The following is a 16,610-nucleotide window of genomic DNA, read 5'->3' as shown; positions in this document are numbered from 1 at the left end:
AATCAACGCAGATATCGATCCTTGGCCGGGTTTCCTGGGCGCCTTCGTCGTAGCGACACGGCCACAGGGCAGCGCCTGTCCGCCGGGTGGGCGACCAACAGAAGTTCTACGCACTTTATGGTGCAACCAGCCTCCACCGAATTTCTAGGCGCAAGCGTTGCAAAGCGCCCGCCCGAGGGGGCGGACGGGCGCTGCCCGGCGGCGCCAAGGCGCCTTGATTCCGGGCAAGAAGCAGGGAGTTCAGGGCGGACAACGGAAAAGGCCGCCCCTTTCGGAGCGGCCTCTCTCATTCCATGAGCCCGAAAGCCCCCGCAGATCAGATCTCGTCCAGCGCCTCGATGGCCTTTTGCAGATCGTCCTTGCCGATTTCCTTGTCGGTGACCTTGGCCCCGGCAACGATGAAGTCCACGACCTTGTCCTCGAAGATCGGGGCGCGCAGCTGCTGCTGCACCTGGGCGTTCTTCTGCACGAATTCGAAGAACGCGCGCTCCTGCCCCGGATACTGGCGCGCCTGCGCGAGCACGGCCTGGGTCATCTCGGCATCGGTCACTTCGATCTTCTGCTTGCGGCCGATCTCGGCCAGCAGCAGGCCAAGGCGCACGCGGCGCACGGCGAGCGCCTTATGCTCGTCGGTCACCTCGACATTGCCGTGGTTGTGGTCATGCACGTCGGGGTTCTCTTCGTGCCACAGCTGGTGGGCGATCTGGCCGGCTTCGGCCTCGACCAGCGCTTCGGGCAGATCGAAGGTCACGAGGCCATCGAGCTGGTCCAGCAGCGCGCGCTTCAGCACGGCTCGGGCGGCGCCCTTGTATTCGGACTCGAGCCGCTCCGAGATCTGGGTCTTCAGCGCGTCCAGATCGTCGGCGCCGAATTTCTTGGCCAGCTCGTCATTGATCTCGGCGGCTTTCGGCGCCTTGACTTCCTTGACCTTGCACTCGAACACGGCTTCCTTGCCGGCCAGATGCGCCGCGCCGTATTCGGCGGGGAAGGTCACGGTCACGTTCTTCTCTTCTCCGGCCTTCACGCCGACCAGCTGCTCTTCAAAGCCCGGGATGAACGAGCCAGAGCCGAGGACCAGCGGGTAGTCTTCCGCCGACCCGCCCTCGAACGCCTCGCCATCGACCTTGCCGAGGAAGTCGAACACCACCTGATCGCCGTCTTTCGCCGCCGCGTTCTTCTTGCGGGGTTCGAAATCCTGCGAGGATTTGGCAAGGTTTTCCAGGGCCTCGGTCACCGAGGCCTCATCGGCCTTCACCACGAGGCGCTCCAGCGTCACCGCCGAAGTGTCCAGATCCGGAATCTCGGGCAGCGCGTCGTAGCTCATCGCCACGACCACGTCCTGGCCCTCTTTCCAGGTCTCGCCATCCTGCATCTCGACCTTGGGCTGCATCGCCGGGCGGTCGCCGGTGGCGTCGAAATGGTCCTTCATGGCGCCGTCAATGGCGTCCTGCATGGCCTCGCCCATCAGACGCTGCCCATACTGCTTGCGCAGCAGTGCCATCGGCACCTTGCCTTTGCGGAAGCCCTTCATCTCGATCTCGGGCTGCGCCTCGACGAGTTTCTCGGTGACTTTCGTTTCCAGCTCGGCGGCGGTGAGCGTGATGGTGTAGCCGCGCTTGAGGCCGTCTTTCAGGGTCTCGGTGACCTGCATTCGTATCCGTCCTTTTTCAACCTGGTGCGGGTGGAGGGACTTGAACCCCCACGCCTTGCGGCGCCAGAACCTAAATCTGGTGCGTCTACCAGTTTCGCCACACCCGCAATACCAAAGGAGCGGCCCTCCCGTAAGACCGCTTCCAAATCCGCGCCCTTCTAGCAACTCCGCCTTGCGGATGCGAGCACAAAAAGCGGCCCGGCTGCGGCCATGAAAATGCTCGCCAGAAACGGGTTCTTCACCTAATCTGGCGAAAAATGCCAAAGGCAGAGCAGAGACAGGAACAGGCCCATGACCGACAAGGATCAATGGCGCACACCCGGCCGGCAAGCCGGTGCGCACGCATGCGGCAATGCCACGGATTTCGGCGCAGGTCTGGCGCGCGGCACCCGGGTGCTGACGCTGGAGGGCGCGCTGCCGGTCGAGTATCTCTCGCCCGGCGACCGGGTGGTCACCAGGGGCGGCGCGCGGCTGCTGCGGGCGGTGCGCGCGGGGCGGATGACCGGCCAGATGGTGCGGCTGCGGGCAGGCGTCTTGGGGCTCGACCGGCCCGAGGCAGAGCTGCTGCTGGCGCCGGGCACCGGGGTGCTGATCCGCGACTGGCGGGCGCTGGCGCTCTATGGCGCGAAACAGGCAGTGGTTCCGGTGCGGCGGCTGATCGACGGTGATTTCATCGCCGCGGTCAGCGTGCAGGACCTGCCGGTCTATGCGCTGGAGTTCGATGCCCCGCAGGTGATCTATGCCGAGGGCATCGAGATCGAGGCGCTGCCGGCGCTGGTCACGGCGCGCTAGCTCAGGTTTCGCAATACGGCGGGAAGCTGCTCGGGCAAGTCCTCGGCGATCAGGCCGGGGCCGAAGCTGCGCGCCGCCTCGACATGCAGCCAGGCCGCGGTGCTGGCGGCGCTGAACGGCTCCAGCCCGCGGGCGAGGAGGCCGGTGAGGATCCCCGCCAGCACATCCCCTGCCCCGGCCGTCGCCAGCCAGGGCGCGGCGCGGTCGTAGACGGCGGCGTTGAGAGCGGCGCGGCCCGAGGGGGCGGCGATCACGGTATCCGGGCCCTTGAGCAGGACGGTGCAACCTGCGCGGGCGGCGGCCTCTCGGGTGGCATCTACCTTTGAGTATGCCGGGCCGGTGGTGGCGGGCGCCGCCAGCTTTGCCGCGATGTCCGGGAACAGCCGCGCGAACTCGCCGGCATGGGGGGTGAGCAGGCAACTGGCGTGGAGCAGGGCGAACAGCGCGGGGTCGCCCGCCAGCGCCGTCAGCGCGTCGGCATCCAGCACCGTGGCCCGCTTCGCGGCAAGCGCCACCGGCAGAAGCTCCCGCGCCCGTTCCACCCCCAGCCCCGGGCCGAGGCAGAGCGCATTGATCCGGGCATCCTCCAGCAGCGTCGCCAGCGCCTCCGCCTCGCTCTCGCCCCGCAGCGGACGCAGCATGATCGCGTCGAGCCGGGCGGCATTCTCGATCAGCGCCGAGGGTGGGCAGGCGACGGTGACCAGCCCCGCCCCGATCCGCAGTGCGCCGCGGGCGGCAAGGCGGGCGGCACCGCCCCGTCCGACGGCGCCGGAGAGGATGAGGGCGTGGCCGTGGGTGTATTTGTGGCCCGCCGCTTTAGCGACAGACTGGGCAACCGATGCTTGCGCGATAGCTTCGACCGTGTCTTGCCGGGGTGGCAACCCCGGCTCGCGCCCGCCCCGCCCCCCCGGGGCGGGCGCGAACGCCCACCCCGCGGGCCGGGCGCGAGCCTCTGCGCCAGGCGCCAACCGTTGCCCAAGGCCGATGTCGGCGACCACGAGCCTTCCGCAGCTAACCGGCCCATCTGCAAGAAGATGCCCCAGCTTGGGCGCGTGAAACGAGACCGTCAGGTTGGCCAGCGGGGCGAAATCGAGAGGCTGGTCATCACCGAGCCAACGGCCGCTGTTTGAACACAGCCCGCTCGGAAGATCGACCGCAACGACCTTCGGAGAAGGGCCGCCCTTGCGCGACAAGGACTGACAGCTGTTCAGGGTCATGGCGAGATGGCGATGCGCGCGATATGGGCGCACGAGGCCGGTGCCGAATATCGCATCGACGATGACAGCATGGCCGGACGCGGCGTTCGGCCAACCGTCGAACCTTTCATCGTCCAGCGGCAGCACCGCCCCCATCCCGCACCACCGCTCATAATTCACCCGCGCATCCGGCGGCAGCTTGCCCGGCTCGCCGTAGAGGAACACCTCCACCTCCCAGCCCCAGCCTTTCAGCAGCCGCGCCACCACGAAGCCGTCGCCGCCATTGCTGCCCGGCCCGCAGAGCACGACGGCGCGGTGCGGGGCGGCCGCCAGCGCCGGCCATTCGGCGAACACCGCCTCGACCACGCCCTGCCCCGCCCGCTCCATCAGTTCCAGCCCTGTGACGCGGCCCGAGGCGATGGCGGCGGCTTCGATGGCGCGCATTTGGGCAGATGTGAGGATCTCGGTCATGGTTCCGCCCGTCTTTTTCGCAAACTGCCTACGCCGCAGACAGGTTGCATATTTTTTAATCGCACCTCGCGGATTCCCGCCAAGGGACCGCAGGTGTCCAGCCTACCCAATTGTGGCCCTGCTGTGAAAGTGGTCTGACACGTCTCCGACAGGTCAGTTACCAAGGGAGTCGGCGGATGAAGAAGATCGAAGCGATCATCAAGCCCTTCAAGCTCGACGAAGTGAAGGAGGCCCTGCAAGAGGCAGGCGTCCAGGGGCTTTCGGTGATCGAAGTCAAGGGCTTCGGACGCCAGAAGGGCCATACCGAACTCTACCGCGGCGCCGAATATGTGGTGGATTTCCTGCCCAAGGTGAAGATCGAGGTGGTGCTGGCCGACGACATGGTCGATGCCGCCATCGAGGCCATCGTTTCGGCCGCGCGCACCGACAAGATCGGCGACGGCAAGATCTTTGTCTCGACCGTCGAACAGGCGATCCGCATCCGTACCGGCGAGACCGGCGACGACGCGGTCTGACGATTTCGCGGGCCGCGCCGGCAAGCGGCGGCCCCCATGCTCAATCTAAAAGGGAAGAAGGTCACATGAGCATCAAAGACGCCCTCCAGCTGATGAAGGATGAAGAGGTCGAATATGTCGACATCCGCTTCACCGATCCGCGTGGAAAACTTCAGCACGTGACCCTGGTCGCGGATCTGGTCGACGAGGAGTTCTTCGACGAAGGCTTCATGTTCGACGGCTCCTCGATCGCCGGCTGGAAGTCCATCGATCAGTCCGACATGAAGCTGATCCTGGACCCGGACTCGGTCTATATCGACCCGTTCTATGCCGAGAAGACCATGTGCGTGCATTGCACCGTGGCCGAGCCCGACACCAACGAGCCCTACAGCCGCGACCCGCGCGGCACCGCGATCAAGGCCGAGGCCTATCTGAAATCCTCGGGCATCGGTGACACCTTCTATTGTGGGCCCGAAGCCGAATTCTTCATCTTCGACGACGTGCGCTACAGCGTGAAGATGAACAAGGTCTCGTTCGAGGTCGATGCCGTCGACGGCGCCTGGAACACCGACACCCAGTACGAAATGGGCAACATGGGCCATCGCCCGGGCATCAAGGGCGGCTACTTCCCGGTGAACCCGGTCGACCCGGCGCAGGACCTGCGCGGCGAGATGCTGAGCACCATGAAGCGCATGGGCATGAAGGTCGACAAGCACCACCACGAGGTTGCTTCCAACCAGCATGAACTCGGGCTGATCTTCGGGCCGCTGACCAAGCAGGCGGACGAGCTGCAGAAGTACAAGTACGTCATCCACAACGTCGCCCATGCCTATGGCAAGTCGGTCACGTTCATGCCCAAGCCCATGAAGGGCGACAACGGCACCGGGATGCACGTGAACATGTCGATCTGGAAGGACGGCAAGCCGCTCTTCGCAGGCGACAAGTATGCAGACCTCTCGCAGGAAGCGCTGTGGTTCATCGGCGGCATCCTGATCCATGCCAAGGCGCTGAACGCGATCACCAACCCGTCCACCAACAGCTACAAGCGGCTGATCCCGGGCTTCGAAGCCCCGGTGCTGCGCGCCTATTCGGCCCGCAACCGCTCTGGCTGCGTCCGGATCCCGTGGACGGAATCGCCCAAAGCCAAGCGCGTGGAAGCCCGCTTCCCCGATCCGTCGGCGAACCCCTACCTGTGCTTTGCCGCCCTGCTGATGGCCGGCCTCGACGGGATCAAGAACAAGATCGATCCGGGCCCGGCGTCCGACAAGGACCTCTACGACCTGCCGCCGGAAGAACTGGCGGAAATCCCGACCGTCTGCGGCAGCTTGCGCGAGGCCCTGGACGAGCTGGAGAAGGATCACGAGTTCCTGCTGGCCGGCGACGTGTTCACCAAGGACCAGCTCGACGGGTACATGGCGCTGAAGTGGGAAGAGGTCTACGCCTACGAGCACACGCCGCACCCGATCGAGTACATGATGTACTATTCCTGCTGATTTCGGGAACAATGACAGCAAAGGGCGCCCTCGGGCGCCCTTTTCATTTGCGCGGACAATGCCGGACAGCGGGGGAAACCATCCTCGGCACGCTCGGGGAATGTTCTCGAAATCGCCTCAATCCCATCCAATTCGGAGCATATTCGATTCGTAATGTGAGAATGCACGAATAAGGAGAGTTCCGGCGATGCATCATGCTTCAGCAACGATCGTCGCGACCCTGCTGTATAAAGAAACAATGTTGAGTGAGTTCGAAGACCTCATCGAGCAGTTCGACGAGGCATTTCGCAGCAGGCCGCGCGCAAGCTATCACCACGGTCGTCCCTATGACGATTTCGCCACCTTCCAGATCGACGGCGCCCGCGTGGTGCTGGCCTATTGCGACCAGCCGACCGAAGGCTTTGGCGAGGGTTTCGGCTCTGGTCATCAGGCCGGGCTGGTGCTTGCGGTCAGCTTCGGCGTGAACGAGGGCCAGCCGGTCGTGCTGGCCGAACGGCGCGAGGCGCTGTGCAGGTCGATCTCAGCCAAGATCGCCGCGCGCTATCCGGCGGATCTGACGCTGTGGAGCGAGACCGGGGGCGAATTCGGGCCCGACGAGTTCGACGGGATCGTGCGCGATATCTGCCGGGTGCAGATGGAGGTGGCAGAGGCGTTTGCAGAGGCGGTTGCCGAGGCGGCGCCCGAGGTGGTTCCCGAAGCCGCGCCGGTGCCGATGCGCCAACCCATCGCCGCCCGCCTCGCCAAGGCCCGCGCCAAGATCAGCCTGCGCCCGACCGCCCCCGAGGCTTTCGCCAACTCGCAGCCCGACCTGCCGCATCCGATGGTGTCCGAGGCGGCACGGATCCGCGAGGCGCTGTATGAGGCGGAGGCGCGGGAAAACTCGGGCAAGGCCCCGCTGGTGCAGCGCCTGACGCTCTATTCGATGAACCTGACGCTGATCATCGTGGTGGCCCCGGTCGGCGCGGCGCTGCTGACCTACAACGCCCTTGGGCGCGAGGACCTGAAGCTGACCGCGCGGGCCCTGTCGCTGACCGGCATTGCGGTGGCCTGCGCGCAGACCCCGCTGGGGATGTCGCTGATGCAGATGATCTGAAAGATCTCAGGCGGCGTGGCGGATCGGGAACTCCCGCAGCAACGCCGCCTGTTCGGCGCTCAGCGCCTCGGGGCGCAGCACATAGGTGTGGACCGAGAAGACCACCGCACGGCTCTGCGGCAGCCGCAGCAGGCATTGCCGTTCGACCCGCAGGAAGGGCAGATCGCCGGTGATCGCCCGCCCCATCGCCTCGGTCCGCGGATTGAACAGCGGCGCGTTCGAGTGGTGGGCGGTGCCGCGCACCAGCGGCCGTCCCGGCTGCACCCCGTCCAGCAGGCGTTGGACACGTCTGGCCACATCCTCGGTATAGATCGCCACCGGCACATGGATGCGGCCCATCGGCTGGCCGAACTTCTCGGCCAGCGTCCAGCCCGCGGGGAAGCACAGCACCGCGCCGGCCAGAACATGCTCGGCAGACAGGCCATCCGCAGGTGGCGGGCCAGGCAGCATCAGCATCAGATCCTCTTGCACCAGCCGCCCCAGCGTCAGCAGCGGCTGGCTTGGGTCCAGCGGCACCGTCACCCCGTCGGGGCGCAGGGCCGTGCCCGGGCCGATGGAGAACCCCAGCCCCGGCAGCAGCGGCAGCAACAGCCCGTAAAGCTCCTCCGCAGCCGGGCGTGCCGCCTCGGCCAGCGCATGCACCGCCTTGGGCCGCTCCGCGATCAATCCATCCCGCAGCGCCATCTGCCCGGCATAGGCATCATCGATGTCGAGCCAGTCGGCCATGTCGAGCGGAATGATCCCCGGCAGCCGCCGCGTGCGCGGATCGGCCCAGGGGGCGAAGGGAAGGCGGGATTGCAGGACGGTGCTCATGATCGGCAGCCTAGCGCCGCGCTGCGGCGGGCGAAAGCCGAGGAGCGACGTGGCCCGCCTGTTTGCGGCACCTGTTTGCGGCGCGCGCGTGGCTGGCCAGACGGGGGCTTCGCGCCCCCGCACCCCCGCGGGATATTTGTCCCAGCAAGAAGGGGGGAGGCGCGACCTTGCGGCAAGGGCGGGTTTGGGAGTAACAGACCCGCGACCCCAGCCGCAGAAGGACGCCCCGATGATCCCGCGCTATTCCCGCCCCGAAATGGTCGCCATCTGGTCGCCCGAGACCAAGTTCCGCATCTGGTTCGAGATCGAGGCCCATGCCTGCGACGCGCAGGCCGCGCTTGGCGTGATCCCCAAGGCCAATGCCGAGGCGGTGTGGAAAGCCAGGGACGTGACCTTCGACGTGGCGCGGATCGACGAGATCGAGGCCGTCACCAAGCATGACGTGATCGCCTTCCTGACGCACCTCGCCGAGCATATCGGCGCCGATGATGCGCGCTTCGTGCATCAGGGCATGACCTCGTCGGACGTGCTCGATACCACGCTGAACCTGCAGCTGGTGCGCGCGTCGGACCTGCTGCTGGCCGGCATGGACCGGGTGCTGGCGGCGCTGAAGACCCGCGCGATGGAGCACAAGGATACCGTGCGCATCGGGCGCAGCCACGGCATCCATGCCGAACCGACGACGATGGGCCTGACCTTCGCGCGCTTCTATGCCGAGATGGCCCGCGGCAAGGCCCGCCTGCAGGCGGCGCGGGCCGAGGTGGCGACAGGGGCGATTTCCGGCGCGGTCGGCACCTTTGCCAATATCGACCCGGCGGTGGAGGAGCATGTGTGCAAGATGCTGGGCCTGACGCCCGAGCCGATCAGCACCCAGGTGATCCCGCGCGACCGCCATGCGATGTTCTTTGCGACCCTGGGGGTGATTGCCAGCAGCATCGAGAACATCGCCATCGAGATCCGCCACATGCAGCGCACCGAGGTGCTGGAGGCCGAGGAATTCTTCAGCCCCGGCCAGAAGGGATCTTCCGCCATGCCGCACAAGCGCAACCCGGTGCTGAGCGAGAACCTGACCGGCCTTGCGCGGCTGGTGCGGATGTCAGTGGTTCCTGCGATGGAGAATGTGGCGCTGTGGCATGAGCGGGATATCTCGCATTCCTCGGTGGAACGCGCGATCGGGCCCGACACCACCATCACCCTCGATTTCGCGCTGCACCGGCTGGCGGGGCTGATCGAGAAACTGGTGATCTATCCCGAGACGATGCTGGCCAACATGAACAAGTTCAAGGGCCTGGTGATGAGCCAGCGGGTGCTGCTGGCGCTGACGCAGGCGGGCGTCTCGCGCGAGGACAGCTACCGGCTGGTGCAACGGAACGCGATGAAGGTCTGGGAGAAGGGCGCGGATTTCAAGACCGAGCTCTTGGCAGATCCGGAAGTGACCGCGGCGCTGACCCCGGCCGAGATCGAGGAGAAGTTCGACCTTGGCTATCACACCAAGCATGTGGACACGATCTTTGCGCGGGTGTTCGGGGCGGCATGACGCGCTCAGGCCGCCCGCATGAGGCGGCCCCTGTCACGGCGCTGTGATTATGCGAGAATCGGCAGCCGTGGTCCCATCGGGAATGGACCGAACAAAGGAGGTTCCCGATGACCACCCGTGCCTTGACCACCACCCTTGCCGCGCTGTGCCTGTCCTTGCTGCCGATGGCGGCCTCTGCCGCCTGTGGCCATGACGAGGCGCGCATGAGCTGCGCCATGGGCACCGCCTGGGACGAGGCAAGCAAGGCCTGCATCGCCACCACCAGCTGAGGCAAGTAACGCGGCCTTAAGGGCCCGGCGTCCAGACTGCCCCGAGATGCGGGTTGCAGGAGGAACGGGATGGCGGGCTTCACCCCCCTTCCGCCATTGGGCGGCGGGGCAGGATTTGGTGGCTCCGGTTTCGCAGGAGCGGTGTTTGACGCGCCTGCCTTTGGCCTCGCCAGGGGCGCCAGCAGCGCGGGCCAGCTGACCGGGCCGCAGAAAGCCGCGATCATCGTGCGGCTGCTGCTGGCCGAGGGCGCGGAATTGCCGCTGGCGCGGCTGCCCGACCGGCTGCAGGCCGGGATCACCGAAGAAATCGCACGGATGCGCAGCGTGGACCGGGCCACGCTGGAGGCTGTTGTGCAGGAATTCGCCGAAGGGGTCGAGAAGATCGGTCTGTCCTTCCCCGGCGGGCTGGAAGGCGCGCTGGCCCTGCTTGATGGACATCTCTCGCCCGCCACCTCCAGCCGGCTGCGGCGCATGGCCGGGGCCTCGGGCACGTCCGATCCGTGGGAGCGGATCGCGGGGCTGGAAGCCGACCGCTTGCTGCCGGTGCTGGAGGAGGAGAGCATCGAGATCGGGGCGGTGCTGCTGTCGAAGCTGGCCGTGTCCAAGGCCGCCGATCTGCTCGGCCGCCTGCCCGGCGACAAGGCGCGCCGCATTACCTATGCCGTATCGCTGACCGGCAATGTCGATCCGGACACCGTGCGCCGCATCGGCCTGTCGCTGGCCGCACAGCTGGAGGCGCAACCTGCAAAGGCTTTCGATACCGGCCCGGTAGAGCGGGTGGGAGCGATCCTGAACTACTCGGCGGCCGCGACGCGCGACTCCGTGCTCAAGGGGCTGGAGGAGGAAGATGCCGGTTTTGCCGAACAGGTGCGCCGCGCGATCTTTACCTTCACCAATATTCCGGTGCGGATCGATGCGCGCGATATTCCCAAGGTCATCCGAAATGTCGATCAGGCCGTGCTGGTGACGGCACTGGCCGGGGCGCGGGGCAAGGAGATCGCGGCGGCGGAGTTCATCCTGACGAACATGTCGCAGCGGATGGCCGCCAGCCTGCGCGACGAGATGGCGAACCTCGGCAAGGTCAAGGACAAGGATGCCGAGGCGGCGATGGCCACGGTGGTGACCGCAATCCGCGAGATGGAGGCGGCGGGAGAGCTGTTCCTGGTGGCGGGGGACGAGGACTAGCACGTGCCACAACCAGGTATCGCTGCAGCGCAGCATCGGCAGGATCGGCGGAAACCTGCCCGGAACGCGCAACTTGCCGGCCGCTTGCGCGGAAAATGCCGCGCCCGCGCGCCCGTTAGCGCCACCACGATTGCGCGATGCCGCAGGCGCACCTAGACCTGCGTCAAGTCCATTCCAGTCGAGGAGACGACAATGCGCGCGACGAGAACCGTTCAGAAGATCCTGTCGAATTACGAGGGCGACAATGCCGGCGTGAAGGGCAACCTCTGCCGGATGCTGATGGAAGGCAAGCTCGGCGGCACCGGCAAGATGATCATCCTGCCGGTCGACCAGGGCTTTGAACATGGCCCGGCCCGCACCTTTGCGCCGAACCCGGCCGGCTATGACCCCCATTACCACTATCAGCTGGCGATCGATGCCGGCCTCAACGCCTATGCCGCGCCGCTGGGGATGCTGGAGGCCGGCGCCGACACCTTCGCCGGCCAGATCCCGACCATCCTGAAATGCAACAGCGCCAACAGCCTGATGTCCGACACCTCGGGCAAGAACCAGGCCGTCACCGCCAGCGTCGATGATGCGCTGCGCCTTGGCTGCGCCGCCATCGGCTTCACCATCTATCCGGGTTCGGACGCGCAGATCGAGATGTACGAAGAGATCGTGCAGATGCGCAAGGAAGCCGCCGCCAAGGGCATCGCCACGGTGATCTGGTCCTATCCGCGCGGTGAGGCGATCAGCAAGGACGGCGAAACCGCCATCGACGTCGCCGCCTATGCCGCGCAGATCGCGGCGCTGATCGGCGCGCATATCATCAAGATCAAGCTCTCGACCGACCATCTGATGCTGGGCGAGGCCAAGAAGGTCTACGAGAAGCAGGAGATCGACATCGCCACCCAGGCGGCGCGGGTCAAGCACTGCATGGAGGCCAGCTTCAACGGCCGCCGCATCGTGGTGTTCTCGGGCGGCGCCAAGAAGGGCGAGGACTCGGTCTATGACGATGCCCGTGCGATCCGCGATGGCGGCGGCAACGGCTCCATCATCGGCCGCAACAGCTTCCAGCGTTCGCGCGAGGATGCGCTGGCGATGCTGGCCAAGCTGGTCGACATCTACAAGAACCGCGCCTGATCTGCCCCAAGCGGCAAGGAAGGTTTCCCCCGCGCAAGTGACCGCTTGCGCGGGGTTTTCAATGCGAATCGCCTGTGGCATGATTCGAAAGGCAAAGGCCCGCAGCAGATGGGCCACAGAGGTAAGAGATGAGCGGACCCAAAAATCGACCGGCGCTTGGCGCCCTGTTCTTCTTCGCGCTGGCCCTCGTGCTTGGCGGCTACTTCACCTTTGCCGCCGTGCAGGGCGATTACGGCGTGTTCCGCCGCGTGCAGCTGGCCGCCGAGGCCGAACAGCTGACCGATGAGCGCGACCGCCTGCGGCTGGAAGTGGCGCGGATGGAAAACCTGACGCTGCGCCTGTCCGACGATTACCTCGACCTCGACCTGCTGGACGAACGCGCCCGCGCGATGCTGGGGCTGGTGCGCGGCGACGAGATCGTCATCCGCTGACGGCGGGGCCCTGCCGCTACGGCAAACGGGACTGGCTCTGGGTTGCGGGATCGGCTATGGATGGTTTAACGTTGAACTATCTGCCGCCACCCAGCCGACACGGAGGTTCCCCGCAATGGCCGCGCGCAAAGTCCCTGATTTGCCGAACGTCTCGAAAGACGACCTGCTCAAGTATTACCGCGAGATGCTGCTGATCCGCCGATTCGAGGAAAAGGCCGGCCAGCTCTATGGCATGGGTCTGATCGGCGGCTTCTGCCACCTCTATATCGGGCAAGAAGCGGTGGTCGTCGGCCTTGAGGCTGCGGCCGAGGAAGGCGACAAGCGCATCACCTCCTACCGCGACCACGGCCACATGCTGGCCTGCGGCATGGACCCCAAGGGCGTGATGGCCGAACTGACCGGCCGCGAGGGGGGATACTCCCGCGGCAAGGGCGGTTCGATGCACATGTTCTCCAAGGAAAAGCACTTCTACGGCGGCCACGGCATCGTCGGCGCGCAGGTGCCGCTTGGCGCGGGCCTCGCCTTCTCCGACAAGTACAAGGGCAATGACCGCGTCACCTTCACCTATTTCGGCGACGGCGCAGCGAACCAGGGCCAGGTCTACGAGACCTACAACATGGCGGAACTCTGGGACCTGCCGGTGATCTTCGTGATCGAGAACAACCAGTATGCGATGGGCACCAGCGTCAAACGCTCCACCAAGTCCCCGACCCTGTGGCAGCGCGGCGCCGCCTACGGGATCGAGGGCGAGGCCGTGGATGGCATGGATGTGCTGGCCGTCAAGGAAGCCGGCCAGCGCGCCGTGGCGCACTGCCGCGCCGGCAAGGGCCCCTATATCCTCGAGGTGATGACCTACCGCTACCGCGGCCACTCGATGTCGGACCCGGCCAAGTATCGCTCGCGCGAGGAAGTCCAGAAAATGCGCGAAGAACGTGACGCCATCGAACATGTGCGCGATCTGCTGATGCAGGGCGGCCACGCGACCGATGAGGACCTGAAGGCGATCGACAAGGAGATCAAGGCGATCGTCAACGAGGCCGCCGAATTCGCCAAGGACAGCCCCGAGCCCGACCCGGCCGAGCTGTGGACCGACATCTACGCCAAAGTGGCGCCGCAGACCGCCTGAGGGAGAGACACATGGCAATTGAAATCCTGATGCCCGCGCTGTCGCCCACGATGGAAGAAGGCACGCTGGCGAAATGGCTGGTCAAGGAGGGCGACACCGTCACCTCCGGCATGATCCTGGCCGAGATCGAAACCGACAAGGCCACGATGGAATTCGAGGCGGTCGATGAGGGCACCATCGGCAAGCTGCTGGTGGCCGAGGGCACAAGCGGCGTGAAGGTCAACACCGCCATCGCGCTGCTGCTGGCCGAGGGCGAGGATGCCTCGGCCGAGGCGCCCAAGGCGCCCGCGCCGCAGGAAACCGCCCAGAAGGCCGACGCGCCGCAGCCCGAGGGCAAGGTCACGTCGGCCGTCGAAACCCCGCCGCACCCGGCCAAGGCGGCGGATACCACGCCCGACTGGCCCGAAGGCACCAAGATGAAGTCGATGACCGTGCGGGAAGCCCTGCGCGAGGCCATGGCCGAAGAGATGGAGCGCGACGAGTCCGTGTTCCTGATGGGCGAGGAAGTCGGCGAGTATCAGGGCGCCTACAAGATCAGCCAGGGCCTCCTGGACCAGTTCGGCGCCAAGCGGGTGATCGACACCCCGATCACCGAGCATGGCTTTGCCGGCATCGCGGTCGGCGCGGCATTCGGCGGCCTGCGCCCCATCGTCGAGTTCATGACCTTCAACTTCGCCATGCAGGCGATCGACCACATCATCAACTCGGCAGCGAAAACGCTCTACATGTCGGGCGGCCAGATGGGCGCGCCGATGGTGTTCCGCGGCCCGAACGGCGCCGCCGCCCGGGTGGGCGCGCAGCACAGCCAGGACTATTCGGCCTGGTATGCGATGGTGCCGGGGCTGAAGGTGGTGATCCCCTACTCTGCCGCCGATACCAAGGGCCTGATGAAGACCGCGATCCGCGATCCGAACCCGGTGATCTTCCTGGAAAACGAGATCCTCTATGGCCGCAGCTTCGAAGTGCCGGTGCTCGAGGATTTCACCATCCCGTTCGGCAAGGCGAAGATCTGGCGCGAGGGCACCGACGTGACCATCGTCAGCTTCGGCATCGGCATGGCCCATTCGCTCGAGGCCGCCGACAAGCTGGCCGCCGAGGGGATCAGCGCCGAGGTCATCGACCTGCGCACCCTGCGCCCGCTTGACTATGACACGGTGCTGACCTCGGTGATGAAGACCAACCGCTGCGTGACGGTGGAAGAGGGCTGGCCCGTCGGGTCCATCGGCAACCACCTGTCGGCAGTGATCATGGAGCGCGCCTTCGACTATCTGGACGCGCCGGTGATCAACTGCACCGGCAAGGACGTGCCGATGCCCTATGCCGCGAACCTTGAAAAGCTGGCGGTCCTCACCTCGGATGAGGTGGTGGCCGCTGTGAAAAAAGTGACCTACCGCTGAGGAGGGGACAATGGCGACTGAAATCCTGATGCCCGCGCTGTCCCCGACGATGGAGGAAGGGACGCTGGCGAAATGGCTGGTCAAGGAGGGTGACACCGTCACCTCTGGCCAGATCCTTGCCGAGATCGAGACCGACAAGGCCACGATGGAATTCGAGGCCGTGGACGAGGGGATCGTCGGCAAGCTGCTGGTGGCCGAAGGCACCAGCGGCGTGAAGGTCAACGCACCGATTGCCGTGCTGCTGGACGAGGGCGAGGCGATGCCCGAGGCCGGTGCGGCCAAGGCCGAAGCGCCGAAGGCGGATGCAAAAGCCGACACCGCGGAAACGGTAGAGGCCAAGGCGACCACGCCCGCCGCTGCGCAAGGCGCTGCCCCCGCGTCGAAATCCGGCGACGGCACCCGCGTCTTCGCCTCGCCGCTGGCGCGGCGCATCGCGGCCGACAAGGGACTGGACCTTGCCACGCTGCACGGATCGGGCCCCGGCGGCCGGATCGTGAAGGCCGATGTCGAGGCGCAGGGCACTGCAGCGCCCAAAGCCGCCGCGGCCCCTGCCCCGGCTGCGCCCGCCCCGGCCCCGGCGAAACCCGCCGCCGCCGGCATGGCGCAGGGCATGAGCGCCGACACGGTCCGCAAGATCTATGCCGACCGCGAGCACACCGAAGTCACCCTCGACGGGATGCGCAAGACCATCGCCGCCCGCCTGACCGAGGCCAAGCAGACCATCCCGCATTTCTACCTGCGCCGCGAGGTTCGGCTCGATGCGCTGATGGCCTTCCGCGAGACCCTGAACGGCCAGATTGCCGCGCGCGGGATCAAGCTGTCGGTCAACGACTTCATCATCAAGGCCTGTGCCCTCGCCCTGCAAGCGGTGCCCGATGCCAATGCGGTCTGGGCCGGCGACCGCATCCTGAAGCTGAAGCCTTCCGACGTGGCGGTTGCTGTGGCCATCGAGGGCGGGCTGTTCACGCCGGTGCTGAAGGATGCACACCAGAAGTCGCTCTCGGCCCTCTCCGCCGAGATGAAGGATCTGGCGGGCCGGGCGCGCAACAAGAAGCTCGCCCCGCATGAGTACCAGGGCGGCAGCTTCGCCATCTCCAACCTCGGCATGTTCGGGATCGAGAATTTCGATGCCGTCATCAACCCGCCCCATGGCGCGATCCTCGCCGTCGGCGCCGGGCTGAAGAAGCCGGTGGTGGGCAAGGATGGCCAGATCGAGGTGGCGGTGATGATGTCGATGACGCTCTCGGTCGATCACCGCGTCATCGACGGCGCGCTTGGGGCCGAGCTGATGAAGGCGATTGTCGAGAACCTCGAAAACCCGATGGCGATGCTGGCCTGACGGCCGCTTTGCCCCTTGCAAGACAGGAAGGCCGCCCGAACGGGCGGCCTTTTGCCTGCGACACGAGGCCTGCGCCGACGGAGAGCCCTGCCCCGCGCAAGGCCGGGCCGTAGCCGCCGGCCCGGCAGCTGCGCCCTGCGCCCCGCCCGCGCCAGGCTGCTTGCAAGCGCCTCGATGCCGCGGCGCAGCATCCACCCGCCA

15 protein-coding genes and 1 tRNA gene are annotated in these 16,610 nt (G+C 66.3%); 12 read left to right on the top strand and 4 right to left on the bottom strand.

Annotated elements, in window-relative coordinates:
• Positions 1-316: 316 nt before the first annotated feature.
• Both tig and GVY41_RS03055 read right to left on the bottom strand, forming a co-directional pair.
• Complete coding sequence (gene tig / locus GVY41_RS03060) at positions 317-1,651, bottom strand: trigger factor (RefSeq protein WP_161343790.1); 1,335 nt, start codon at positions 1,649-1,651, stop codon at positions 317-319.
• Between the two features lie 22 nt (positions 1,652-1,673).
• Positions 1,674-1,758, bottom strand: a tRNA-Leu gene (locus GVY41_RS03055).
• A gap of 184 nt (positions 1,759-1,942) precedes the next feature.
• On the opposite strand from GVY41_RS03055, the gene GVY41_RS03050 reads away from it, so the two are divergent.
• Positions 1,943-2,443 (top strand): Hint domain-containing protein, encoded by a 501-nt coding sequence (locus tag GVY41_RS03050; protein ID WP_161343792.1) that lies wholly within the window; start codon positions 1,943-1,945, stop codon positions 2,441-2,443.
• Here GVY41_RS03050 and GVY41_RS03045 read toward each other — a convergent pair.
• The gene (locus GVY41_RS03045) at positions 2,440-4,110 is read right to left on the bottom strand and encodes an NAD(P)H-hydrate dehydratase (protein WP_161343794.1); all 1,671 of its coding nucleotides are present in this window, start codon (positions 4,108-4,110) and stop codon (positions 2,440-2,442) included. The genes GVY41_RS03050 and GVY41_RS03045 overlap by 4 nt on opposite strands.
• Positions 4,111-4,286: 176 nt before the next feature.
• Here GVY41_RS03045 and GVY41_RS03040 point away from each other — a divergent pair, with 176 nt between their 5' ends.
• The 3 genes from GVY41_RS03040 to GVY41_RS03030 all read left to right on the top strand — a co-directional run bounded on the left by GVY41_RS03040 (position 4,287) and on the right by GVY41_RS03030 (position 7,190).
• Positions 4,287-4,625, top strand: coding sequence for a P-II family nitrogen regulator (locus tag GVY41_RS03040; protein WP_161343796.1), 339 nt, complete (start codon positions 4,287-4,289; stop codon positions 4,623-4,625).
• 65 nt (positions 4,626-4,690) lie between these two features.
• Positions 4,691-6,097 (top strand): type I glutamate--ammonia ligase, encoded by a 1,407-nt coding sequence (glnA, locus tag GVY41_RS03035; RefSeq protein ID WP_161343798.1) that lies wholly within the window; start codon positions 4,691-4,693, stop codon positions 6,095-6,097.
• A gap of 241 nt (positions 6,098-6,338) precedes the next feature.
• Complete coding sequence (locus tag GVY41_RS03030; RefSeq protein WP_161343800.1) at positions 6,339-7,190, top strand: hypothetical protein; 852 nt, start codon at positions 6,339-6,341, stop codon at positions 7,188-7,190.
• Positions 7,191-7,196: 6 nt separating this feature from the next.
• On the opposite strand, the gene GVY41_RS03025 is transcribed toward GVY41_RS03030, so the two are convergent.
• The gene (locus GVY41_RS03025; protein WP_161343802.1) at positions 7,197-8,003 is read right to left on the bottom strand and encodes a heme-dependent oxidative N-demethylase family protein; all 807 of its coding nucleotides are present in this window, start codon (positions 8,001-8,003) and stop codon (positions 7,197-7,199) included.
• Positions 8,004-8,232: 229 nt separating this feature from the next.
• Here GVY41_RS03025 and purB point away from each other — a divergent pair, with 229 nt between their 5' ends.
• From purB to GVY41_RS02985, 8 genes are all read left to right on the top strand, one after another.
• Complete coding sequence (gene purB / locus GVY41_RS03020) at positions 8,233-9,540, top strand: adenylosuccinate lyase (protein ID WP_161343804.1); 1,308 nt, start codon at positions 8,233-8,235, stop codon at positions 9,538-9,540.
• A gap of 107 nt (positions 9,541-9,647) precedes the next feature.
• The gene (locus GVY41_RS03015) at positions 9,648-9,809 is read left to right on the top strand and encodes an adenylosuccinate lyase (RefSeq protein ID WP_161343806.1); all 162 of its coding nucleotides are present in this window, start codon (positions 9,648-9,650) and stop codon (positions 9,807-9,809) included.
• A gap of 69 nt (positions 9,810-9,878) precedes the next feature.
• Entirely contained in the window at positions 9,879-10,994 is a 1,116-nt protein-coding gene (locus GVY41_RS03010; RefSeq protein WP_161343808.1) for a flagellar motor switch protein FliG, read from the top strand.
• A gap of 192 nt (positions 10,995-11,186) precedes the next feature.
• Positions 11,187-12,116, top strand: coding sequence for a class I fructose-bisphosphate aldolase (locus GVY41_RS03005; RefSeq protein WP_161343810.1), 930 nt, complete (start codon positions 11,187-11,189; stop codon positions 12,114-12,116).
• A gap of 128 nt (positions 12,117-12,244) precedes the next feature.
• Entirely contained in the window at positions 12,245-12,547 is a 303-nt protein-coding gene (locus tag GVY41_RS03000; protein ID WP_161343812.1) for an FtsB family cell division protein, read from the top strand.
• Positions 12,548-12,662: 115 nt separating this feature from the next.
• Positions 12,663-13,673 carry a pyruvate dehydrogenase (acetyl-transferring) E1 component subunit alpha gene (pdhA, locus tag GVY41_RS02995; protein WP_161343814.1) on the top strand — a complete coding sequence of 337 codons (1,011 nt, stop codon included), beginning with the start codon at positions 12,663-12,665 and terminating at the stop codon, positions 13,671-13,673.
• Positions 13,674-13,684: 11 nt separating this feature from the next.
• Positions 13,685-15,070, top strand: a complete 1,386-nt coding sequence (locus GVY41_RS02990) for a pyruvate dehydrogenase complex E1 component subunit beta (RefSeq protein ID WP_161343816.1) — start codon at positions 13,685-13,687, stop codon at positions 15,068-15,070.
• 10 nt (positions 15,071-15,080) lie between these two features.
• Positions 15,081-16,409, top strand: coding sequence for a pyruvate dehydrogenase complex dihydrolipoamide acetyltransferase (locus GVY41_RS02985; protein ID WP_161343818.1), 1,329 nt, complete (start codon positions 15,081-15,083; stop codon positions 16,407-16,409).
• Positions 16,410-16,610: the final 201 nt, after the last annotated feature.

This window comes from Frigidibacter albus (genome assembly GCF_009908165.1).
Lineage (GTDB): Bacteria > Pseudomonadota > Alphaproteobacteria > Rhodobacterales > Rhodobacteraceae > Frigidibacter > Frigidibacter albus.
This window is presented reverse-complemented; position numbering and strand designations above follow the sequence as displayed.

Excerpts from the sequence above, each read along its gene's own strand:
- GVY41_RS03005 (WP_161343810.1), top strand. The coding sequence starts at position 11,187 with ATGCGCGCGACGAGAACCGTTCAGAAGATCCTGTCGAATTACGAGGGC.
- GVY41_RS03000 (WP_161343812.1), top strand. The coding sequence starts at position 12,245 with ATGAGCGGACCCAAAAATCGACCGGCGCTTGGCGCCCTGTTCTTCTTC.
- pdhA (WP_161343814.1), top strand. The coding sequence starts at position 12,663 with ATGGCCGCGCGCAAAGTCCCTGATTTGCCGAACGTCTCGAAAGACGAC.
- GVY41_RS03025 (WP_161343802.1), bottom strand. The coding sequence starts at position 8,003 with ATGAGCACCGTCCTGCAATCCCGCCTTCCCTTCGCCCCCTGGGCCGAT.
- GVY41_RS02990 (WP_161343816.1), top strand. The coding sequence starts at position 13,685 with ATGGCAATTGAAATCCTGATGCCCGCGCTGTCGCCCACGATGGAAGAA.
- tig (WP_161343790.1), bottom strand. The coding sequence starts at position 1,651 with ATGCAGGTCACCGAGACCCTGAAAGACGGCCTCAAGCGCGGCTACACC.
- glnA (WP_161343798.1), top strand. The coding sequence starts at position 4,691 with ATGAGCATCAAAGACGCCCTCCAGCTGATGAAGGATGAAGAGGTCGAA.
- GVY41_RS03015 (WP_161343806.1), top strand. The coding sequence starts at position 9,648 with ATGACCACCCGTGCCTTGACCACCACCCTTGCCGCGCTGTGCCTGTCC.
- GVY41_RS03045 (WP_161343794.1), bottom strand. The coding sequence starts at position 4,110 with ATGACCGAGATCCTCACATCTGCCCAAATGCGCGCCATCGAAGCCGCC.
- GVY41_RS02985 (WP_161343818.1), top strand. The coding sequence starts at position 15,081 with ATGGCGACTGAAATCCTGATGCCCGCGCTGTCCCCGACGATGGAGGAA.
- GVY41_RS03040 (WP_161343796.1), top strand. The coding sequence starts at position 4,287 with ATGAAGAAGATCGAAGCGATCATCAAGCCCTTCAAGCTCGACGAAGTG.
- GVY41_RS03050 (WP_161343792.1), top strand. The coding sequence starts at position 1,943 with ATGACCGACAAGGATCAATGGCGCACACCCGGCCGGCAAGCCGGTGCG.
- GVY41_RS03010 (WP_161343808.1), top strand. The coding sequence starts at position 9,879 with ATGGCGGGCTTCACCCCCCTTCCGCCATTGGGCGGCGGGGCAGGATTT.
- purB (WP_161343804.1), top strand. The coding sequence starts at position 8,233 with ATGATCCCGCGCTATTCCCGCCCCGAAATGGTCGCCATCTGGTCGCCC.